The organism is Gemmatimonadales bacterium (genome assembly GCA_019637315.1).
GTDB lineage: Bacteria > Gemmatimonadota > Gemmatimonadetes > Gemmatimonadales > GWC2-71-9 > SHZU01.
The window spans coordinates 13,280-35,392 of sequence record JAHBVU010000013.1 but is presented as its reverse complement, the minus strand read 5'-3'; the positions used below and the strand labels follow the sequence as shown (position 1 = coordinate 35,392).

18 protein-coding genes are annotated in these 22,113 nt (G+C 66.7%); 12 read left to right on the top strand and 6 right to left on the bottom strand.

Translation table 11 applies throughout. The features are described 5' to 3' along the window. Positions 1-7: 7 nt before the first annotated feature. From murD to recG, 11 genes are all read left to right on the top strand, one after another. The gene (gene murD / locus KF785_12480; protein ID MBX3147574.1) at positions 8-1,351 is read left to right on the top strand and encodes a UDP-N-acetylmuramoyl-L-alanine--D-glutamate ligase; all 1,344 of its coding nucleotides are present in this window, start codon (positions 8-10) and stop codon (positions 1,349-1,351) included. Then, the gene (locus KF785_12475; GenBank protein ID MBX3147573.1) at positions 1,348-2,475 is read left to right on the top strand and encodes a cell division protein FtsW; all 1,128 of its coding nucleotides are present in this window, start codon (positions 1,348-1,350) and stop codon (positions 2,473-2,475) included. Before murD ends, KF785_12475 begins: the two co-directional genes overlap by 4 nt. Next, a complete protein-coding gene (murG, locus tag KF785_12470) occupies positions 2,472-3,569 on the top strand; it encodes an undecaprenyldiphospho-muramoylpentapeptide beta-N-acetylglucosaminyltransferase (GenBank protein ID MBX3147572.1) in 1,098 nt (365 codons plus the stop codon). The genes KF785_12475 and murG overlap by 4 nt, the downstream gene beginning before the upstream one ends. Before the next feature lie 85 nt (positions 3,570-3,654). Beyond that, the gene (gene murC, locus KF785_12465; GenBank protein ID MBX3147571.1) at positions 3,655-5,028 is read left to right on the top strand and encodes a UDP-N-acetylmuramate--L-alanine ligase; all 1,374 of its coding nucleotides are present in this window, start codon (positions 3,655-3,657) and stop codon (positions 5,026-5,028) included. Then, positions 5,025-5,705: an FtsQ-type POTRA domain-containing protein gene (locus KF785_12460; protein MBX3147570.1), complete on the top strand. Its 681-nt coding sequence runs from the start codon at positions 5,025-5,027 to the stop codon at positions 5,703-5,705. Before murC ends, KF785_12460 begins: the two co-directional genes overlap by 4 nt. Beyond that, positions 5,702-6,955 carry a cell division protein FtsA gene (ftsA, locus tag KF785_12455; protein ID MBX3147569.1) on the top strand — a complete coding sequence of 418 codons (1,254 nt, stop codon included), beginning with the start codon at positions 5,702-5,704 and terminating at the stop codon, positions 6,953-6,955. The genes KF785_12460 and ftsA overlap by 4 nt, the downstream gene beginning before the upstream one ends. 21 nt (positions 6,956-6,976) lie before the next feature. Further along, positions 6,977-8,191 carry a cell division protein FtsZ gene (ftsZ, locus tag KF785_12450; GenBank protein ID MBX3147568.1) on the top strand — a complete coding sequence of 405 codons (1,215 nt, stop codon included), beginning with the start codon at positions 6,977-6,979 and terminating at the stop codon, positions 8,189-8,191. Next, the gene (locus tag KF785_12445; GenBank protein MBX3147567.1) at positions 8,191-9,450 is read left to right on the top strand and encodes a peptidoglycan DD-metalloendopeptidase family protein; all 1,260 of its coding nucleotides are present in this window, start codon (positions 8,191-8,193) and stop codon (positions 9,448-9,450) included. The genes ftsZ and KF785_12445 overlap by 1 nt, the downstream gene beginning before the upstream one ends. A 15-nt stretch (positions 9,451-9,465) precedes the next feature. Continuing rightward, positions 9,466-11,259 (top strand): hypothetical protein, encoded by a 1,794-nt coding sequence (locus KF785_12440; GenBank protein MBX3147566.1) that lies wholly within the window; start codon positions 9,466-9,468, stop codon positions 11,257-11,259. An 18-nt stretch (positions 11,260-11,277) separates the two neighbouring features. Next, on the top strand, positions 11,278-12,213 hold the full coding sequence (ftsY, locus tag KF785_12435; protein ID MBX3147565.1) for a signal recognition particle-docking protein FtsY: 936 nt from the start codon (positions 11,278-11,280) through the stop codon (positions 12,211-12,213). Between the two features lie 4 nt (positions 12,214-12,217). Then, a complete protein-coding gene (gene recG, locus KF785_12430) occupies positions 12,218-14,284 on the top strand; it encodes an ATP-dependent DNA helicase RecG (GenBank protein MBX3147564.1) in 2,067 nt (688 codons plus the stop codon). A gap of 175 nt (positions 14,285-14,459) precedes the next feature. On the opposite strand, the gene KF785_12425 is transcribed toward recG, so the two are convergent. The 4 genes from KF785_12425 to KF785_12410 form a co-directional block, all read right to left on the bottom strand. Further along, positions 14,460-15,917 (bottom strand): TolC family protein, encoded by a 1,458-nt coding sequence (locus KF785_12425; GenBank protein ID MBX3147563.1) that lies wholly within the window; start codon positions 15,915-15,917, stop codon positions 14,460-14,462. An 11-nt stretch (positions 15,918-15,928) separates the two neighbouring features. Beyond that, on the bottom strand, positions 15,929-17,260 hold the full coding sequence (locus KF785_12420) for an ABC transporter permease (protein MBX3147562.1): 1,332 nt from the start codon (positions 17,258-17,260) through the stop codon (positions 15,929-15,931). Between the two features lie 63 nt (positions 17,261-17,323). After that, on the bottom strand, positions 17,324-18,715 hold the full coding sequence (locus KF785_12415) for an efflux RND transporter periplasmic adaptor subunit (protein ID MBX3147561.1): 1,392 nt from the start codon (positions 18,713-18,715) through the stop codon (positions 17,324-17,326). A gap of 401 nt (positions 18,716-19,116) precedes the next feature. After that, on the bottom strand, positions 19,117-19,356 hold the full coding sequence (locus KF785_12410; GenBank protein MBX3147560.1) for a hypothetical protein: 240 nt from the start codon (positions 19,354-19,356) through the stop codon (positions 19,117-19,119). 278 nt (positions 19,357-19,634) lie between these two features. On the opposite strand from KF785_12410, the gene asnS reads away from it, so the two are divergent. After that, positions 19,635-20,930 carry an asparagine--tRNA ligase gene (asnS, locus tag KF785_12405; GenBank protein MBX3147559.1) on the top strand — a complete coding sequence of 432 codons (1,296 nt, stop codon included), beginning with the start codon at positions 19,635-19,637 and terminating at the stop codon, positions 20,928-20,930. A 28-nt stretch (positions 20,931-20,958) separates the two neighbouring features. Here the strand turns inward: asnS and KF785_12400 are convergent, their stop codons facing one another. Beyond that, positions 20,959-21,312: a hypothetical protein gene (locus KF785_12400; GenBank protein ID MBX3147558.1), complete on the bottom strand. Its 354-nt coding sequence runs from the start codon at positions 21,310-21,312 to the stop codon at positions 20,959-20,961. Continuing rightward, complete coding sequence (mazG, locus tag KF785_12395) at positions 21,309-22,064, bottom strand: nucleoside triphosphate pyrophosphohydrolase (GenBank protein MBX3147557.1); 756 nt, start codon at positions 22,062-22,064, stop codon at positions 21,309-21,311. Before mazG ends, KF785_12400 begins: the two co-directional genes overlap by 4 nt. Positions 22,065-22,113: the final 49 nt, after the last annotated feature.

The following is a 22,113-nucleotide window of genomic DNA, read 5'->3' as shown; positions in this document are numbered from 1 at the left end:
GGTGCCGATGATTCCGGGGCTCGAGCTGGCTCGTGAGGTCGCGGTGATTGGCCTCGGGCGAAGCGGTGCGGCCGCAACTCGGTTGCTTCGGAGTGCTGGGGCGATCGTCTATGCGTCCGATGGCGGGCAAAGCGAGTCGCTCGAGGCGACGGCATCTGAGCTGCGCGCGCTTGGCGCGGATGTCGAGACCGGCGGACACGACCTCGACCGGATTGGCCGGGCCGGGCTCGCCGTGCTCTCTCCGGGGGTGCCTCCCGATGCGCCGCCGGTGGTTGCCGCTCGCAGCCACGAAGTGCCGGTCTGGGCGGAGGCGGAGCTTGGCTTGCGCGCGCTTCATCCGGCCGAGTATGCGGCGATTACCGGGACCAACGGAAAGACCACGACGACCGCGCTGGTGGGGCACTTGCTCGTGGCGGCGGGGCGCCGGGCCCGAACGGCGGGAAACATCGGCACACCGCTGTCACAGTTGGCGTTGTCGGATGATCGCCCGGACGTGCTTGCCGTCGAGTTGTCGAGCTTTCAGCTCCACGACATGCCGAGCCTGGCCCCGTCGGTCGGGGTGCTGACCAACCTGGCGCCGGACCACCTCGATCGCTACGCCACGCTCGACGAATATTATCGCGACAAGATGCGGCTCTTCCTCAACGCAACCCTCGAGTCGCGCTGGATTACCAACGCCGATGACGAGACCTCGGCGCGCTGGGTCGGCGACATGCCCGGGCGCCGCTACCAGTTTTCCCTCATCGGGCCGGCCGACGCGTGGTACGATCGGGCCGCGAATCTGCTCCGGCTCGGCGAGGCGGCCCTGCTCGATCGGGATCGGCTGCCACTGCTTGGGGACCACAACGTTGCCAACGCGCTGGCGGCGGCCCTGGCGGTGGCCGCGCTCGGCGTGCCGATCGAAGTGATCGGGCAGGGACTGGAGACGGTTGCTGCGTTGCCGCACCGGATGGAGCCGGTCAGTGAGACTGGGGGCGTGCTCTGGATCAACGATTCCAAGGCGACCAACCTGTCGTCGACGGACGTGGCGGTTCGGGCCATGGCTCGCCCGTATATCCTGTTGCTCGGGGGGCGGCACAAAGGCGAGAGCTATGCGCGGCTGGCGCCGCTCCTGACCGGGTGCCGTGCCGTGATTGCGTATGGTGAGGCCAAGCCGATCATCCTGCGGGACCTCAGCGGCGCGGTTCGGCTGGTCGAGGGAGGCACCTTCGCGGAAGTCGTCGCTGCCGCGCGGTCGCTGGCCCGGGTCGGAGATGCGGTGCTGCTGTCGCCGGCGTGCTCGAGCTACGACATGTTTCCGAACTACGAAGTGCGGGGCGCGACCTTTCGTCACCTGGTGGAGGCGATGTGAATCGTCAGGTCGACCATCCGAGCGAGGTGCGTTGGGAAACGCGCCTCTTCGGGACCGTGACGGCCGTGCTGACTGTTTTCGGGATCGTCAGCGTCTACTCGGCAGCAAGCTTCCAGGATGCCGGGCTGAGTGTGGCGCTCAAGCAGCTCTTCGGCGCCGCGGTGGGCGCGGTGGTGCTGCTGATCGCATCGCGGATCGATTACCAGCGCTGGCGCGACTGGGCCTGGCCGATCCTGTTTTTCACGCTCTTGCTCCTGGTGATTCTGCTCTTGCCAGGACTCGGGTCGATTGCACCGCGGATCAACGGCGCCAAGCGGTGGATCAATGTCGCCGGAGTGGGGTTCCAGCCTTCGGAGCTGGCGCGGTTTGCCATCGTGGTCTGGGTTGCGATGATCGCCGCCAAGAAGGGTGAGCAGATCCGCGAGTTCAAGAAGGGGATGGCGCCGGTGCTCGTCGTGACGGGACTGGTCTCCCTGCTGGTTCTGCTGCAGCCCAATCTGTCGATGGCCACGATCATTGCCGTGCTGGGCGGAACGATTCTCTTCATTGCCGGCGCCAAGATCGGCCAGTTCCTGCTGCTCTTCATCGGGGTGGTGTTTGCCGGCGTCACGGCGATCATGGCTGAGCCGTATCGCTTCCAGCGGTTCCGCTGTTTCTTCGGCCTTGCCTCGGATTGTCAGGCCACCACCAACTGGCAGCTCGACCAGGCCACCAAAGGGTTTGCCTCGGGCCGGTTCTTCGGCACAGGGTTCGGCGAAGGCCAGCTCAAGCTCAACTATCTGCCCTATGCACCCTCAGACTTCCTCTTCAGCACCGTCGGCGAGGAGTGGGGCTTTCTGGGGGTGACGTTCGTGGTGGCGCTGTTCGGCCTCTTCTGCTGGCTCGGGCTTCGGATTGCCCGAACGGCGCCGGATCCGTTTGGACGCTACCTGGCGGGAGGGCTGACCGCATCCGTTGGGATTACCGCTCTGATGCACATGGCGGTCAACATGGGGTTGATGCCCACGACCGGGCTGGTGCTGCCGTTCATGTCGGCGGGTCGGTCGAACCTCTGGGTCACACTGCTGGGGGTTGGCGTGGTCATGAGTGTCGGCCGGATGCGCGGCCGCGCCGTGCCTCCGTGAGCGGGCCCCTCACGGTCCTGGTGGCCGGGGGCGGTACCGGGGGGCACCTGATGCCTGCATTGGCCATTGCCGACGCGCTCCGGACGCGTCATCCCGAGTGGCGGATCGTCATGGTCGGCGCCACGCGAGGCGTCGAGTCGCATTTGCTCCCGGCCAGGGACTATCCCTTCCACCTGCTGCCGTTCGAGCCGATCTACCGGCGGCAATGGTGGAAGAACTACCGCTGGCCCTGGCTCGCGTTACGCTTGCTCGGCATGATTCGGCGCTTGCTGGATCAGGAACGGCCGGCGCTGGTGGTCGGCACCGGTGGCTACGCCTCGGGGCCGTTGCTCTGGGCGGCGGCTCGCCGCGGGATTCCGACTGCCATCCTCGATCAGGACGCCTATCCCGGGTTGGCCACCCGATGGCTCGCGCCACGGGTGCGGGAGGTCTACCTCGGCGCGCCCGAGGCGGTTCCGCATCTGCGCCCGGGGCGCTCGACCGAGGTGGTGGTGACGGGCAGCCCGATTGCGCCTCCCAGCCCCGAGCGGCGGGCGGCGGCACGCGCCGGTTTTGGCCTGCAGGACGACCGGCCGGTGCTGCTCGTGATTGGCGGGAGCCAAGGTGCGGTGGCAATCAACGAGCTGATGGCGGGCTGGATCGGCGAGGACGGTCTGACCGACCTGAACCTGATCTGGGCTACCGGACGAGGCAGCTACGCCCGATACCGGGACCTCGATGCCCGGCCGGGCCGTCGGGTGGTCGATTTCCTGGACCCGATTGCCGATGCCTACGCCGTCGCCGATCTGGTGGTGGGCCGGGCCGGGATGACCACCATCGCCGAGCTGTGTGCCTGGGGGCTGCCGTCCATCCTGATACCGCTGCCGACCGCGGCGGCCGATCACCAGACCAAGAACGCCGAGGCGCTGGAGCGGGCGGGGGCGGCCGTGCTCCGCCGTCAGGCCGATCTCACGCCGCGCCAGCTGGGGGAGGCCGTGCGTCACCTTCTGGCCGATCCGGTTCGACTGGGGGCTATGCGTGCCGCCGCCCTGGCACGCGGAAAACCGGGGGCTGTGACCCAAATCGTGGCACGGCTCGAGCGGTTGGTCGGGTAGCCGCCGCCGCGGGTTCGGCACCGGCGGAGTGCAGGGACTCCGTCTTTCTCAACTCTCGACAGCATTTTAGATTAGCCCGACACGGATGAACCTGTTTCTCCAGTCGGATTCGCGCCCGCTGCACTTCGTCGGCATCGGCGGCGCCGGAATGAGTGCGCTGGCCATGGTCGCGCTTCGTCGCGGCGTGCGGGTCACCGGTACCGACGCGGACATCTCGGGCAGCACCGATCTCGTGAAGGCTGGAGCGGTCGTTGCCGAGGGTAGTTCGCCGCTCCTGGTGGGCGAGGCCGGGGCGGTGGTGGCCAGTGCGGCGATCCCGCCGGGGCACCCGGACCTCGTCGAGGCAGCGCGGCTGGGGCTCCCGATCGTGCCCAGGAAGCAGGCGCTAGCCGGGCTGGTGGCGGGCGCCACGGTCGTGGCCGTTGCCGGTACGCACGGCAAGACGACCACCACCGTGATGACCACCGAGGCGCTGATCGGCGCGGGCCGCGATCCGACCGGCCTCGCGGGCGGGCGGGTGGCGTCCTGGGGTGGCAACGCCCGAATGGGTGGCACGGCGCTGTTCGTGGTCGAGGCGGACGAGTACGACCAGGCGTTTCTGACGCTGACGCCGACGGTGGCCATCATCAACAACGTCGAACCGGATCACCTCGAGTGCTACGGTTCGGTCGAGGCGATGGAAGCGGCCTATTTCCAGTTTGCGCAGCCGGCAGAGCGGGTCCTGGTCGGTACGGACGGCGCCGGACCGGATCGGGTGGCGGCGGCCATCGGCAGCCGGGTCTGGCGGTTCGGGCCGGGCGCCCCGGATCTGGGGCTCGAGGCGGTGCAGCTCAGCGAGCGGGGCAGTCGGGCGACCGTGCGCTTTCCCGACGGGTCGGCGGTGCCGCTGGCGTTGCAGGTGCCGGGGCTGCACAACCTGCGTAACGGCCTGGCGGCACTCGGCGCCGCATATGCGCTCGGGGCGGATGTCTCGGGCGCGGCGACCGCTCTCGCGGCGTATGCCGGCGTCGGGCGGCGGTTCGAGCGGGTGGGCGAGGCGGGTGGCGTGGCGATCGTCGACGACTATGCGCACCATCCGACCGAGCTGGCGGCGACGCTCGCTGCGGCGCGGCAGGCCTATCCCGGGCGGCGCCTGGTGGCGGTCTTCCAGCCGCATCTCTACAGTCGGACTGCGCTGCACGCGGAGGCCATGGGACAGGCGGTTGCTGCGGCGGACCTTGCGGTGGTCACCGACGTGTACGGTGCCCGAGAGGCGCCGGTCCCGGGAGTGACCGGTGCGCTGGTGGCCGCAGCGGCGGAGCGACAGAGTGGCGCCAGGGTGCGCTATGTCGCGGACCGGTCCCAACTGACCGGAATCGTCGCCGACCTGCTTGAGTCGGGCGATATCGTCATTACGTTGGGGGCTGGCGATGTCACCCGAGTGGGTCGCGAGTTGCTCGGCCGTTTGGCAGATCGGTGAAGCGGGGCTGGATCATCCTGCTCTGGGCGCTCGGCGCGGCGGCCCTGGTCAGCCTCTGGTGGCTGGCCCCGATGGCGCTCAGTCGGATGAGCCTGTTCAAGGTGCGTCGGCTGGAGGTGACCGGGTCGCGCTACTTCACCGCCGCCGAAATTGCCGAGGCTGCCAAGCTCCCGGTCGGAGCGAGTATTTTCGATAGCACCGAACCGCTCCGCGATCGAGTGCTGGCGTTGCCGGGCGTCCAGCGGGTCGTGGTGCACCGGCGATTGCCAGGCGCGCTCGAAGTCGAGGTGGTGGAGTTTGAGCCGGTGGCATTCGTCCGGGCTCAGAACCGGGTGGCGCTGATGGATCGCCGGGGGCGGATCCTGCCCTTCGATCCGACCCGTTCGCCCGCGGACCTGCCGCTGGCCGAGGCGGATGGCGAAGTCGGCGCGTTCATCGAGCGGGTGCGCGACACTGATTCGGAGTTGCACGGCACCATCGAGTCGGTCAGCCGGGAGCGGAACACGATCGTGCTGGAAACCGTGAAGCATCGACTTCTCTTCCGCGTGGGGGCTACCACGAAAGACATCCAGGGAACCGCCGCCGCGCTGGCCGAGGTGTCCAGCCGCCAGTGGAACGTCGCTGAAGTCGACGCCCGTTTCGAGGGCCGTGTCATTGTCCGGCGGAGGGCGCGATGAGCGCCGCCGGCCCGCGGCTGGTCGCGTCGCTCGATCTTGGGTCGAGCGCCATCACGGCCGCGATCGGAGAGGTTACCGGCGATCCACGGAACCCGGGGGTTCGGGTGCTGGGTGTCGGCACCGAACGGACCACGGGGCTCCGACGGGGCGTGGTGCGCGATGTCGAGGAAACGACCCGTGCCATCGGACGCGCGCTCAAGGATGCGCAGCTGATGGCCGGGGTCGAGGTCGGCACGCTGTATGTTGGCGTGGCCGGCGAGCATGTGGCGGGACGGCTGTCGCACGGCGTGGTGTCGGTGGCTGGCAACGAGGTGCGGACGGCGGACGTCGCGCGCGTCAACGAAGTGGCCGCCAACATTGCCTTCAGCCGCGACCATGAACTGCTCCACGGGGTGCCCCAGGATTACCTCGTCGACACCCAGGACGGCATTTCCGATCCGATCGGCATGGTCGGGTCCCGGCTCGAGGCCCAGGTCTACCTCGTCACCGTGCTCTCGAGCGCCATGGTCAATCTGCAGCGCTGCATCGAGCGGGCCGGCTTCCGGGTCGGCGAATTCGTGCTGGAGCCGCTGGCGGGCTCGCTGGCGGTGCTGTCGCCTGATGAACGGGAACTGGGCTGTGCCCTGATCGAACTGGGCGGTGGCTCGACCAACGTGGCTGTCTTTCAGCACGGCAAGATCTGTCACACGGCATCGTTGATGTTTGCCGGTGGACATGTCACCAACGACATCGTGCACGGCTTGCAGGTACCGCAGCAGGAGGCCGAGCGGCTCAAGGAACGGCACGGAGCGGCGTACGAGCCGCTGGTGGCCGACGACGAGATCATTCAGCTGCCCAATCTGCCGGGACAGCCTGCTCGGAACGTGCATCGCCGGGTGCTGGCGCACATCGTTCACATGCGGATGCAGGAAATTCTCGAACTGGCTCTGGACGAACTGAACCGAACCGGCTTTCGTCAGCGGTTGGCCGCGGGCGTGGTGCTGAGCGGCGGTGGTGCGCAGTTTCCGGGCATTGTGGAATTGACCCGGGAAGTGTTTGCTCTTCCAGTACGAGTCGGGGTACCGGGCACGGGCCTGAGCGGCCTGGCCGATCGTGTTGCATCGCCGCGCATGACGGTGCCCGCAGGGTTGCTGTTGTACGGAGCACGGCAGGTGCTGCAGACCGGCGGGTTCGGGGCCCATGGGCGCCGCTCGCCTGCGGTGGACAAGGTGATCGGACCCGTCAAGCGCTGGTTACAGGACTTCTTTTGAGCATCGAGAGGACAAGAGGCCATGACCTTCCGGATTGAAGAGCCGCCGGTTCAGAACGCCCGCATGAAGGTGATCGGTGTCGGCGGTGGCGGAGGTAACGCCGTCAACCGGATGATCCAGGAAGCCCTGGTCGGGGTCGAGTTTGTGTCGGTCAATACCGACGCACAGGCCCTGACGTCCAACAAGGCCGACGCCAAGGTGCAGATTGGTAAGAAGCTCACCCGCGGGCTCGGCGCCGGGGCACGACCGGAAATCGGTCGGCAGGCCATCGAGGAGAACCGGGATGAGGTGCTCGAAGCCATGCAGGGCTGCGACCTTGTCTTCGTCACCTGCGGCATGGGTGGTGGCACCGGCACTGGTGCGGCCCCGTTCATTGCCCAGATGGCCCGGGATATCGGCGCCCTGACGGTCGGCATCGTGACCAAGCCCTTCCTCTTCGAAGGCAAGAAGCGGATGAAGCAGGCCGAGACCGGCATTATGGAAATGCGGCAGCATGTCGATACTATGATCGTGGTTCCGAACGAGCGCCTCCTGGCCGTGGTCGGGAAGGGCATTCTGTTCCAGGACGCGCTCAAGAAGGCCGATGACGTGCTGCTCCAGGCCACCCAGGGCATTGCGGGGCTGGTGACGGCGACGGGTCTCATCAACGTGGACTTTGCCGACGTGCGGACCGTGATGCAGAACGGCGGCTCGGCGTTGATGGGCACCGGTATTGGCTATGGCGACAACCGGGCACTCGAGGCCGCGCAGCAGGCCATTACCAGCCCGCTGCTCGACAACATTTCGATTGCCGGCGCAACCGGTGTGCTCATGAATGTTGTTGGCGCAGATCTCCAGATCGACGAAGTCACCACGATGGCCGAGATCGTTCACGAGGCCGTGGGTGACGATGCCGAGATCATCTTCGGCGCCGCGATCGATCCGACCTTGAAGGGTGAGGTCCGCATCACGGTAATCGCGACGGGTTTCGATAGGGCGGTGACCGGTGATGTGCCCGTGCCGGCCCCCGCGCAGTCCCAGCGGGCCAGCTCCCAGGTGCTCCAGTTTCCGCAGCAGAAGTCACGGCCCGCTGCCGCGGCGGCGCCCGCGCCAGCTCCGGTGGAGTCGCGTCCGCCAGCGGCTCCGCAGCCAGCTGCCCGGACCATTTCACTGCCGCCGAGGACGGCTGTTCCCGGGCCGGGCAGCGATCTTCCGGACATGGAGATCCCGACCTTCATCCGACGGCAGATGGACTGATGCGGCGGCTCTTCGCCGTCGTCGGGGCACTCGGCATCCTGATCTCGGCTGCCGCGTTCAGCGCGCGCGGCAGTTGGCCGTGGCAGCGGTTGTCGGCCGAAGCGCCCGACATCGTCCCGATCGTGGAACGTCGGGTTGCTTCGGACACGCTCCGGTCGGGTGAAACGATCGGGGAGTTGTTTGCCCGGCGCGGCATCGGGGCGATCGATCTCGCCGCCGTGGTGGAACTGCTCGGTATCGATGCGCGCCGGGTTCGCGCGGGGCAGGTCTTTCACTTCGGGTACCACGACACCGTGCCGCATCCGGTCGACGTGACCGTTCGTACCAAGCGGACGGAAGAGACTCGGGTGTTTCGTGAGGCGGCGGCCTGGACCTCCGAGGTCCGACCGATCGAGTGGACTCAGCACCAGGTTCGGCTCGAAGGCCGAATCGAAACCTCGCTCTATGACGCTCTGATCGACGCCGAGCTCAGCGAAGACGTTCCCGCGGGCGATCGGGTTCGGCTGGCCTGGGATCTGGCTGACGTATTTGCCTGGTCGGTCGATTTCAGCCGGGACCTGCAGCGAGGTGACCGATTCACCCTGCTGTTCGAGCGCGAAGTGTCCGAACTGGGTGAAACCCGGGTCGGCAACATTCTGGCGTCCCATCTCGAAGTTGGTGGCCGTCAGCAGTCTGCCTTCCGATTCGAAACCCAGGACGGGCGAAAACAGTACTTCGATGTAGAGGGCAGCTCGCTCAAGCGTGCCTTTCTTCGAGCGCCGGTGGAGTTCCGGCGGATCTCGTCGCGTTTCAGCTCGGCTCGGTTCCATCCGGTCCTGGGCGTTTACCGTAAGCACGAAGGCATCGACTATGCGGCCAGCAGTGGGACACCCGTGATGGCGGCCGGTGACGGCACCGTCCTGCGGGCAACCCGCGCCGGGGGGTATGGCCTCCTGGTCGAGCTGCGCCACAAGAGCGGCATCACGACCCGCTACGCTCACCTGCGCGGCTTTGCGCCCGGCGTTCGCACGGGGTCGCGGGTTCGTCAGGGTGATGTAATCGGGTATGTCGGGGCTACTGGGCTGGCTTCCGGACCGCACCTCCACTACGAGTTCCGACAGAACGGCGTGGCCCGCAATCCGGGGTCGGTCGATCTCGGCAACGGCGATCCTGTGCCGGCCGGGGAACTCGCCGCATTCCTGGCTCATCGGGATCAACTGCAGCATCTGTTGCGGCCTGGTCCGCAGCTGCCGGCCGCGATTGCGGCTGACGTTGAATAGACCCTTGCCCTTCTGATGGTCGAGATCCTCGCGATCGCGCTGATCGCCGCTGTTCTGGCTCTCGGCGTCTATCTCGGACTGGAACGACTCGGACGCCGCGCCACCATGCCGGCGTCCTTTCGTTTCGTTGCCTGGACGCTGCTTGGCCTCCTGCTCATCGATCAATCATGTGCGCGCCAGCCGGGATCGATCCGCCCGCTGGTGCTGCTCGACGCGTCGCTCAGTATGGCCGGGGTCGGGGCCCGTTGGGACGAAGCCAGAGAAACCGCGTCGGCGCTCGGGGACGTCCGCCCGATCGGTCCGCTTGGCCCTGATTCGGCGCCGTTGGGCGGTCGGTCGGCGGTTGGTGATGCGCTGCTGGCGGCCACCGCGGCGGGTCGGCCGGTTTGGCTGATCACCGACGGCGAGATCGACGACGCCTCCGAGCTGTCGCCCGGGCTGCTGGCGCAAGCCGGCGTTCGGGTGCTGCCCCGCGAGCGCCGTCCCGATCTGGCACTGACCGGTGTGATCGGCCCAGATCGTGTCTCGCTGGGTGATACGCTGCGTCTGGACGTCGAAGTGTCGGGGTTCGATCTGCCGGACCGTCGCGAGGTCACCATCGAGGTTGCCTCCGGTGAGCAGCGCTGGTTTTCGCGGGCCGTTCCGCTCGAGGCGGGTTCGGGTCGCGCCACCCTCGAGTATGCCTTGCCGGCGTCGGTTCCGGCGGGACTGCATCTGCTCACGGTGTCGCTCCGCGATGCCGCGGATGCCGAACCGCGTACCGACCAGCGGCTCCACGCGCTTGCTGTGCTCCCGACGCCGGGCATCGTGGTCGTGGCGGCGTCGCCGGGGTGGGAAAGTCGCTTCTTCTTTCGGGCGCTGACGGATGTCGCGGCCCTGCCGGTGCGCGGCTACTACGCGGTCGAGCGTGATCGCTGGGTCCGCATGGGCGATGTCGCCGCGACCTCGGCGGGCGAAGTGGAGCAGGCTGTCAACCGTGCGGACCTGCTGGTGCGCTTTGGTGATCTGCCTGAGCGCTTCGGCCGGGTTCGCGCACGGGCCCGCTGGGACTGGCTCGCCACCGGCAGCGGCACTCCGGTGGTCGAAGGCGACTGGTACCTGTCGCCCGGCGGCGTTTCACCCGTGTCCGGCGCGTTTGTGGCCTTGCCCACCGACAGTTTTCCGCCGGCGACCGGGCTGGCCAACCTGGCGCCGGGTCCGCGCGATTGGACTGGTCTCTCGGCGCTGCTCAACCGGCGCGGCGGTGAACGGGCCGCGGTGGTCGGGCGCGACTCGAGCGGCATCCGCCAGGTACAGGTCGGTGTGACCGGGCTCTGGCGCTGGGCCTTCCGCGGTGGCGAGAGCGAACAGGCCTATCGGGCCTGGGTGGCTGCCACCACCTCATGGCTGCTTGGTGCGTCGGATTCGACGACCGGAGTGGCCCGCCCGATTCGCGCGATCGTGCAGCAGGGGCGACCGATCCTGTTCGAGCGGCTCCGACCCGAGGCAGCGACGGTCCGGATCGATCTGACCGGGCCCGAGGGGCCTCGAGCCGATACGCTCCGTTTCGACGGCGCGGGCCGGGCCGAACTGCTCCTGGCACCGGGCCGCTACGACTACGGGCTCGAGGGCGGCGGCCGGGGGGTGCTGGGCGTCGAGGTGTATTCGGACGAATGGACTCCGCGGCCGGTCACCCTGACCGATCGTGAGGCCACGGTCACGGCCTCGGCCGGACGTGAGCCGCTCCGCGACAAGCTCTGGATCTTCGGTATTCTGATCGGCGCGCTGGCCGGCGAGTGGTGGTGGCGACGGCGCTCGGGACTACGCTGACCCGACTATCATTCCGGGATGGCCAGCTCTCGAATTACTGAAGGCAAAAAGCTCTCTCTCTGGGGCAAGATCAAACGCCTCGCGCTCACCGATGTGGGTGCCCTGGTTCGCGGCTTCAAGGCGGCGGACATCGACGCGATGGAGCAGGTGCTCCTCGAGGCCGACTTCGGGATTGCGTCGACCTCCGTGCTGATCGATGAACTCGACGACCAGGTTCGCCGCGGCAAGCTCAAATCTGAAGACGATCTCAAGGACGCCCTCGTCGATCGGGTCGCCGGGATGCTGGCGGGTCCGGGCGCGCCTGGGCAGCTGCGCCGATCGGCCAGCGGACCGACCGTGCTGATCGTCATGGGGGTCAACGGGACCGGAAAAACCACCACTGTGGCCAAGCTTGCCTCGCGGTACAAGCGGGAGGGCGACACCGTCCTGCTGGTGGCAGCTGACACCTACCGGGCGGGCGCGATCGACCAGCTCAAGACCTGGGCAGAGCGAATCGGGGTGCCGTGCGTGTCGGGGGCGCCTGGAGGAGATCCGGCCGCGGTGGCGTTCGATGGCGTCGAGGCGGCTCAGGCCCGCAACGCGACGCTCGTGATCGTCGATACGGCCGGGCGCCTCCACACCCAGGAAGGTCTGATGGACGAGCTTCGGAAGGTGGGCAGGGTGGTCGGCCGCAAGATCGAGGGCGCCCCCCACGAGGTGTTCCTGGTGCTCGATGGTACGGTGGGGCAGAACGCGGTGCAGCAGGGCCGCCAGTTTGCGCAGGCCATTCCGCCAACCGGGCTCGTGGTAACGAAGCTCGATGGCACGGCGCGAGGCGGAGCGGTCGTGGCCCTGCGCCGGGAACTCGATGTGCCGATTCGTTTCATCGGCCTGGGCGAAGGGGTCGACGACCTGCGCGAGTTCGACCCGCGCGACTTCGCTCGGGAGCTGGTGGAGTCCGGCGTCGAGAGCTGACCGTATGGCTGCCCTCTCACTCGAGACTGAGGTCAAGTTCCTCAAGGGCATCGGTGAGCGGCGCGCCGAGGCCTTGGCTCGGCTCGAGATCCACACGGCGCGCGATCTGCTCTGGCACTTGCCGCATCGGTACATCGACGCGTCGTCGGTCACGCCGATAGCGCGACTGCAGGTCGGGTCGGATGCGGCGGCAGTCGGCAAAGTCATTTCCAAGGGCACCCTGCCGACCAAGCGCGGTCTGCGGATCTTTCACGCCGTGCTGCGTGACGCCACCGGCGCCATCGAATGTGTCTGGCCGGGCCAGGCGTTCATGGATCGAACGATTCAGGTCGGGCAAACCCTGCTCGTGGCCGGCCCGGTCCGCTTCTACCATGGCCGCCAGCTGGCCCCCCGTGAGTTCATCATTCTGGCAGAAGAGGAAGACGAGGGCGATCCGCTCTCGGCCGGCCGGGTGCTGCCGGTATATCCGGCGACGCAGGGGCTCAGTCACAAGATCATTCGCGGCCTGATTGCCCGGCATCTTGACGCGCTGGTGGGGCTCTCGGCGGAAATCCTGCCCGAGGAGCTGCGGCGACGGTTTGCGCTGCCGCCGCTGCCCGAGGCGCTGCGTGCGGTGCACCAGCCGTCGTCAAGCGCCGAGGCGGAGTCGGGTCGTCGTCGCCTTGCCCTCGATGAGTTGCTCGACCTCCAGCTCATGCTTGGCCGAGCCCGCCACGTCGCCAAGCGAACCAGGCAGGGTGTGGCGTTCGAAGTCAAACGGGAACTCACCACGCGGCTCAAGGACAGCCTGCCGTGGCCGCTGACCGAGGATCAGCGCCGGGCCATCCGCGAGATTACTGCGGACATGACCGCTCCCGATCGGATGCACCGCCTGCTGATGGGAGATGTCGGCACGGGCAAGACACTGGTCGCTCTGTTTGCGATGCTGCTGGCGGTCGAGAACGACTACCAGGCGGCGTTGATGGCGCCGACCGAGTTGCTGGCTGAGCAGCACCACGCGACGCTGACCCGGCTGCTCACCCCGCTGGGGATTGCGCCTGGGCTGCTGGTCGGCCGGCTCACGGCCGGCGAGAAAGACAAGGTGCGCAAGCAGCTCGCGTCTGGGGGAATGCGGATCGTAGTTGGTACGCATGCGTTGGTTCAGGACACCGTCACCTTCCAGCGGCTTGGCCTCACGGTCATCGACGAGCAGCATCGGTTCGGGGTGGAGCAGCGTGCGGCCTTGATGGCCAAGGGTGTGGCACCCGACGTGCTCCTCCTGTCCGCCACGCCGATTCCGCGCTCGCTGGCGCTGACGCGATATGGTGACCTCGACGTCAGCGTCATCAAAGAGCGCCCTCCGGGGCGTGGCTCCATCCGAACGGCCCTTCGTTCACCCAGCCAGCGAGACAAGGTACTCGACTTCATCCATGCGGAGTGTCAGGCCGGGCGTCAGGCGTACATCGTCCTGCCGGTCATCGAAGAGACCGAGAAGGCCGATCTGCTGGCTGCGAAGACCATGGCCGACTCCCTGGCCGGGCGCTGGGACGATGTCGAGGTCGGTCTGGTCCACGGTCAGCTCAAGGCGCCCCAGCGCGATGAAATCATGCGGGCGTTTCGCGAGGGCCGAATTCAGGTGCTGGTGGCCACCACCGTCATCGAAGTCGGCATCGATGTGCCGAATGCGACGACCATGATGATCGAGCATCCCGAGCGTTTCGGGCTGGCGCAACTGCATCAGTTGCGGGGCCGAGTCGGTCGCGGTGGGCAGCAGAGCCACTGCATCCTGATCGTGCGGGTTCCGACCGACCGGCTCAAGTCGTTCGCCGCGACCGATGACGGTTTTCGGATTGCCGAACTCGATCTGGAGGAGCGGCGGCAGGGTGACATTCTGGGTGAGCGACAATCCGGTAGCGCGGAGATCCGGGTGGCGCGATTTCCGGAGGACACCGACCTGTTGGGTCAGGCGCGAGAACTGGCTCAGACCATCATCGACGCCGATCCAGGGCTCGAGCAGCCGAAGCACCGCGCGCTGCGGGAACGCGCATTGGCTCGATACCCGAAAGCGGACGTGCTGTTTCGAGTCGGTTGACGACGTATGCATCCAGCGCTGTCAGTCGGCCGGCCACGACCGAGGTCAGATCGTAGGTGACGCAGGTGCAGGTCGCCTCATTCAGCGCCGCGGCGGTTGCCGCCAAGGGCGGAAGGCGCAGGCGCTGAAACCTGCAGCAAAGGTGACGCGCAACGCACGAACCGTCGAATCGCTGTTAGTGGATGGGCTGGTTCGCCACGAAGTCGAAAAGGGTGAGCCGACGGAGGCGGTAGTAGGCATGCCAGTACCCACGCATGGCCTGAACGAACTGCGCCACGGCCTGGTCCTTCTCTGCCTGGGCAATGTAGAGATTGTCGATCGTGATCCGCCCGATCACGTACCGGTTGTACGCCACCTCGAAACGCTTGGTTGCGACCGTGTCGGCTTTGGCCGAGATGGTCAGGGCGCGGGCAGCTTGCGCGAGTTCGAGCGCGGCGAAGTGGCCCTCGTTGGCCGTCTGGCGGAGTGCCAGCGTCGTGTTGCTCTCCGTGCGTTGGCGCTCGGCCTGGGCGGCCTGGACCTCGCCCTTCTGGGCACCCCAGCGAATCAGCGGTACCTCGACCGAGAGCGTAAACTGGCGCGCCTCGAGCAGGTTCGAGTAGGCCAGGCTCATCTCGGGTGCGGTGGCGTTGAAGCCATAGCTCGCCTGAACGGTGGCTCCGATTCCGTTGGCGAGCCTGGCCTCATTGACCCGACGGTCCGCCTGAATCACCTGCAGTTCGGCATCGGTAACGGCGGCCCGGTTCCGGAGTGCCTCGCTCGACGCGAGGAGTGTGTCGACCGTGACAGTCGGGACCGTCGTCGGTACCGCGAGATCGATCGCGGCGTCGGGCGCGAGGTCGAGTGAGGTGCGGAGCGCCGCCTGCGTGCGCTGGTATTCGAGTCGGGCGCCGTCGAGCGCATTGCGGCTGCGGAGCAGCGCCAGCTCGCTCTGAAGCAGATCGTTCTCGCCGATCCGGCCGACTTCGAACCGCCCCTGGTTGAGTCGGTAGAGCGTGTCGTTGACCCCGACGTTTCGTGCGGCGTTGTCGAGCGCCATCTTCGCGGCATAGACATCGAAGAAGAGGCTGGTGGTCTGGATCGCAATGTCTTCCTTGGCCTCGCGATAGCCCCGCTCGGCCAGCTCGCTTCGCACCGGTTGCTCACGTCGATCCCAGCCGTCGGTGTTCGGACGGAAGAGACCCTGGCGCAATCCGATCGAGAAAGGAGTGGAGGAGTAGGTTCGGGTAGTCTGCTGACCGCTCACCGCCAGCCGCGATAGCGACGAGGTGACGAACAGGTCGCCGCCGGTCAGCGGCAGTCGCTGGGTGACTGTCGCGGTCAGGGCGGAGTTGGTCAGATCCTGGGGACGGAACAGCGTGCTGCCATCGGGCTGGATGACCTGGATGATCGAACGGTTGTACCGGGGCAGGGTGCCCGAGAGCGAGACCTGGGGGAGCAAGCGGCCGTAGAAGGCCCGATCGCGATAGCGTGCGGCGTCGCGAGTCGCTTTGGCGGATCGGGCGGGAAAGCCCCGGTCTTGCGCGATCGCGATGGTCCGCTCCAGTGTGAGCGAGTCTTGCGCGGCGGCTGGACCGGCCGCCGCCGAGCAGAGTACGGCCGTCAGGACGGCCACCAGGCCGAGAGGTGTCATGGGCATAAGAGTTACTCGTACCGAAGGCAGACGACGGGGTCCTGGCGCGCGGCCCGGTAGGCGGGCACAATACCGAAAGCAAGGCCGACGCTGAACGACACGCCGAACGCCACGAAGACCGAGAGATAGGATACGATGGTCTTGATCCCTGCCAGGCGCTCGATGCCGAAACTGAGGCCGGCCCCGACCAGGATCCCGGCCACGCCACCAGCCACGCTGATCAGCACGGCCTCGCTCAGGAACTGAAACAGGATTTCCTGCTGCGTGGCGCCCACGGCGCGGCGGACCCCGATCTCCCGGATCCGCTCGAGGACCGACGCCAGCATGATGTTCATGATGCCGATTCCGCCGACGATCAGCGAGATCGACGCAATGGCGCCCAGAACGACGTTGAAGATCGTGCGGGTCCGCTGCTCCTGTTTGAGCAGCAGCTCCGGCACCGTGACCTCGAAATCGATAACGGCGTTGTGGCGCCGAGCCAGCATCCGCTGCGCAATGTCGGCCACGCCAGCCACCTGGCGGGCGTCGGCCACGCGCAGAATGATCCGGTCCAGCTGGTTTCGGTTGATCCGCTCGCTGCGCTGCTCCTCCGATTCCCCGGTGTCGTTGTTCTGCGGCTGATTGGCCCGGCGACTGGCCAGCTCGATGTCCCGCTGGGTCACCAGGGCACGGTTCCGAAACCGGCTCAACATGGTGTGGACCGGGACGTACACGTCCATGTTGGCGTCGCGGATGCCGAGTCGCGCGGCGATGTCGTTGTCCACGCGCCGGTCGCTCAGCACCCCGACCACGGTCAGCCAGGTCTCGCCGACTTTGATCCGGCGGCCGATCGGCTCCTCCGTCGCAAAGAACCGGCTCCGCACCCCCTGGCCGATGATCGCGACCGGCAACCCCTGGCGCACCTGCTCGGCGCTGAACCACGCGCCGCTGCCGAGGGCAAGGTTGGTAATCCTGAAGTACGCGGTATCGACGCCGACCAGTTTGCCCGACCGTCGCTGTCCCTCGCGCGTAATGTTGGTGTTGATCACGATCTCGGCACTGATGGCGTCGACGGCGGGAATCACTCGGGTCAGCGCCTCGGCATCGGCGTAGGTCAGGCCGGGTGAAAAACGCTTCGGCTCCTCCTTGCCCTGCTCGGTGGCGGGGCCCTCCCTCTGTTCGATCAAGGGCGTGATCACCACGTTGTTCGAACCAAGCAGCACCATCTGCTGGAGGATTTCCTGCTCGGCCCCTTTGCCGATGGCCAGCATGGCAATCACCGAGGCCACCCCAAAGAGGATGCCGAGCGAGGTCAGGGCGGCGCGCAGTGTGTTGTGGCGCACGGCTTCGAGCGCGGTCCGCATGCTGAAGCCGACATGCGCGGTCAGTCGCCCCCGAAGGGACTGCCAGTCGAGGCGCACGACGTTTCAGTTCCTCGCCGCAGTATTGGCGGGCCGGACCGAGGGCTGCGGAGCCGGACCAGTCTTGGCGACCTTGGTCGAGTCGGTGAGGGGAATGACCGGCGCGGAGGTGTCACCGCTCGCGGGAGGAGCGGCAGTCGAGCCGGGCAGACGTCTGATCTCCATCCGGTCGCGATCCGCCGGGGGCGAGAGCAGCACCCGATCGTTTTCGTTCAGGCCGCGAAGGATGACCACTCCGTCGTCGTTCATGGTGCCGGCCTCCACTTCCTGCTTGGTGACGCGGCCGCCGTCCTGACGGAAGACGAACGGTACGCCACCCTCACTGGAGAGGGCCTCGATCGGCACCGAGAGCACCTCGTCGCTGCGGTAGGTCTCGATCTCGTTTCCGGTCGTCATTCCCGGACGCAGCGTGGTATCCGGCTGGTCGATGACCACCTTGACCTCGAAGACCTTGGCGTCGGTATTGGGGCGCTGTTCGCCGACGTTGGCCACGGCCGTCACCTTGCCGGTCAGACGCTTCGTCGGGTCCGAGTCGAGCGAGATGGCAACCGCCTGTCCGACCGACACCTTCCGGACGTCGATCTCGTTGACGAAGGTGACCGACTCCATCTGGCTCAGGTCGGGCAGGGTGGCGACCACCTGATCCCAGGCAGATACCTGCGACCCGGTGGTTCGCTTCCGACCGTTCCATTCCTTGAAGTAGATCACCATGCCCGCGGTTGGCGCCCTGACCGTAAACCCGGCCATGACCTCCTGGGCCAGGCGGACCTTGTTCTGCTGGCGTTCCCGGTCGGCCCCGACTTCGCGCATCTTGGCCTGGGCCTGTTCCACCTTGGTCTTGTAGTCGACCTTGGCCTGGGCCAGGGCCCGTTCGGCCTTCTCGTAGTCGATCTCCGCCTGGCGCCGTACCGAGGGCGCCTCGAAGACCGCCTGCTCCTTGGCGAGCTTCTTCTCTTCGAGGCCCAGGTCCATGGTGCGGATCTCTTCGCGGGCCTTGGACAGGTTGAGGGTCGAATCGAGCATGGCCTGCTCGTACACCGCCTCGGCCTTCTGCAGCGCCAGGCTGAATTCCGCCATCTTGGTTGCCAGGGTCGAGCGATCCAGCTCGGCCACCACGTCGCCCTCTTTCACGACCGTACCCTCGGGCACAATGGTCTGGATCCGCATCTGGAAGGCCTCGGCCTGCTGGGCGTTCGGCGGCACCGTGATGTTGACGGCTTTGAGGGCCCGGAGTTCGCCGGAGGTGGTTACGGCGACCACAAAGGGTCCCTTGCTGACCCGCGCGATGACCGGCGCCGTGGCATCACCTTTACCGCCGCCCATGGCCCAGGCGGCCGCTGCGGACAAGGCAACGACGGCGACCAGGATCTGCAACCAGCGAGCGCGGAGGTAGCGCATGGCGGGTCCTTTCACAGCCTCGAGGGTACGTAGCGCTGATATCTCGGCCTTAGACACCGGTCGGTCGCAGAGCGTTGGCCGCGGGCGGTCTGAGGGTAAGAGAACTTGCAGACCGAGCGGGTGCGCGTCAAACGGGCCAGCCGAGGTTCTGGCTCAGGTCCCCATTGTTGCGTCCCGGCGTTGCGGCAGATGCGGCCTTGGAGCGGACTGATGTGACACTTGAGGCGGGAGTGACTGCTGCGGATCAGCTCATTACGGTGAAGCTATTTGCAGACACGCGCAACAGCGATCCCGGATGGTGATGTGGAAAAGCGACATTGCGTGCCGGGCAGGAGAAAGCGGCAGCCCGTCGGATTGCCGAGCTTGCCGCTTCTGGGTCGGAGTCTCAGGCCGGCTCCTGCTCAGGCCATGACCGGCTGTTCTTCTTCGACGGGTCGTTCGCGGAACTCGAAGTGCGCTGCCTGGACCGTTTCGTAGTCGCGAGCCGTACGAATCCGGGTGATTCGTCGCCCGAAAATGTCCACGCGGCGAGTCGTCACGCCGGGGAAGATCGGCGACACCTCGTACCACATGTTGGCCGAAAGTCGCGGGTATCGCAGGGTGTGTTCGGATTTGAGGCGAGCCTGCATGTGAATGGCCATCAGATACCTCGTTTGCGTGCACTAGGAGACCCGGCTCGACGCAGGTCCGGTGCGAGCGGCTGTGTCGACGGGCCTAAGATCTGAAACTGGCGCCCTGTGCGCAAGATCACAAAATTTGATCGGTGTATTGAAATCGTACGTTCGGCCTAGTGTAGCGGTACAATATTTTGACGCTTGGCTCGAGGGTGACTTGCACACGAATCCGGGACTGCCCGGGATTTGACCCCGGTGGCACGTCCCCGGTACAATAGGCGGCCCTCGAACCTGTGATTATCGGCATGGAGCACTCAGACATTAAGTCCCTTTCGGGCCGAGCCGGTCAACACGTTACGGTCGCCGGCTGGGTCGTAACGACCCGGACCAGCGGGAAGATTGCCTTCCTCGTGCTGCGCGATGGCTCGGGGTATCTCCAGTGCGTCCTGTCCAAGCGGGACCTTCCCGAGGCTGTCTGGGAAACCGCCATTGGGCTGACCCAGGAGACCTCGGTTCGGGTCCGTGGCGAGGTTCGGGCTGACCCCCGCCAGGCGGGCGGTGTCGAACTGGCTGTGGCCGAGCTGGAGGTCCTGGGGGCGAGCCCGGACTACCCGATTTCGCCCAAGGAACACGGCACGGCCTTTCTGTTCGAGCACCGGCATCTCTGGCTTCGGAGCCGGAAGCAGGTGGCAATTGCCAAGGTTCGTCATCAGGTATTCCAGGCGCTGCACGACTTCTTCGATGAACGTGGTTTCTACCATGTCAGCACCCCGATCCTGACCGGCAGTATCGGGGAAGAGGCGGGCAACCTCTTTGCTACCGAGTACTTCGATCTTGGTCAGGCCTACCTGGCCCAGACCGGTCAGCTCTACGTCGAAGCTGCCTGTGCTGCCCTCGGCAAGGTCTATTGCCTGGGCCCGACCTTTCGGGCGGAGAAATCGAAGACGCGCCGGCATCTGACCGAGTTCTGGATGGTCGAGCCCGAAGTGGCCTTTGCCGACTCGGACGACAATATGCAGCTGCAGGAAGATCTCGTCAGCTATCTCGTGGCTCGCGCGCTCGACCGCTGCAAGGATGAGCTCGACGAACTCGAGCGCGACCGGGCGCCGCTCGAACGAACAGTGGGGCCGTTTCCCCGGATCAGCTATAGCGACGCGGTAACACGTCTGAATCAGCTCGGTTCCGACATCAAGTGGGGAGATGACCTGGGTGGCGACGACGAGACGCTGCTGGCGAAGGAGTACGACCGGCCGATCTTCGTCAAGAACTATCCGAAGGAGGTCAAAGCCTTCTACATGAAGGAGAACCCTGAGGATCCGCGGACCGTGCTCAACAACGACTGCCTTGCTCCGGAGGGCTACGGCGAGATCATTGGCGGTTCACAGCGGGAGGACGATCACGACCGACTGCTGGCGCGGATCATCGGTCAGGGGCTCGACCCCAAGGCGTATGCCTGGTACCTCGATCTGCGGAAGTACGGCACCTTCGTGCACTCGGGCTTCGGACTCGGGGTGGAGCGGACGGTCGCCTGGATTACCGGGATACCGCACATTCGGGAAACCATCGCGTTTCCGCGGCAGATCCATCGCCTCTATCCCTGAGGTGACGGGCGCCCGCGCCAGAGCGGCTTCAGCGCCCTGTCGTGGTGATCAACAAGGCGACGCCGCCAGGGCAGAGTCGGTAGCGTCGTTCGGCGTCGGCTCCCCGAGCGTATTCGATCAGATCGATGCGCTCGACCGGCAGCGCGGCAAGCGCCTCGGGCTCGGGGCCGTCCAGGCTGTACGTTTCGGGAAACTCCTCGGCTCCGCGCCGGGCTGACAGCCCCGCCGCGACTTCACGACCATCGATAAAGACGCTCGCGATCCGATGCCCGGACGTTGTGTCGGCAGCCGGGCATCGGATGGTGGTCGGAGCCCCACCTGGTGCGGCAGCCGCGCATCCCATGCCGGCGCCGAGTGCCACGATCAGCCAGCTCCGGCTCACGAGCGTTCCTCGGCCTTCGCTTCGTTCCAGAACTCATCGAGGCGGTCCAGTCCCGCCGTTGCCAGGTCGACCCCGCGTTCGGCTGCCCGCTGTTCGACGCCCTGAAAGCGCTCCCGAAACCGCGCGTTGGCCTGTTCCAGCGCGGCGCTCGGCTGAATGCCCACCTTGCGGGCCACGTTGACGACCGAGAAGAGCAGGTCGCCGATTTCGTGCTCGAGTGCCTCGCGCTGTCCGGCGGCCAGGGCGGCTTCGACCTCGGCCAGCTCTTCGCGGACCTTGGCAATCGGTCCCGTCGCGTCCGGCCAGTCGAACCCGACCGCGGCCGCCCGCTCACCCATCCGCATGGCCAGGAGGAGCGGCGGCAGGGACGGAGGCAGGCCGTCGAGGGTACCCCGGGGCGTGGTCCGTTCTCGGCGCTTGAGCGATTCCCACGATTGCTTGGGGCCCAGGTCGAACAGATGGGGGTGACGCCGCTTCATCTTGGCTTCGAGGTCGGCGGCAATCTCATCCGGGGTGAATTCCCCGCGTTCCGCACCAAGCACCAGCTGCCAGGCCGCGTGGAGCAGGAAGTCGCTCATCTCGTCACGGATGGCCGCGGTATCGCCGGCTCCGATGGCGTGATCCAGTTCGTGAACTTCTTCGATCAGATAGGGCCGCAGGGTCTCGCGGGTCTGGACCCGGTCCCAGGGGCACCGTTCCCGCAGATCCGCCACCATGGCCATGGCACGTTCGAGCGCCGATTTTTCTTGCATTCCGCCTCCGCGTGACCTTATTGTACTCCGTCACCTCCTCGTGCTGCAG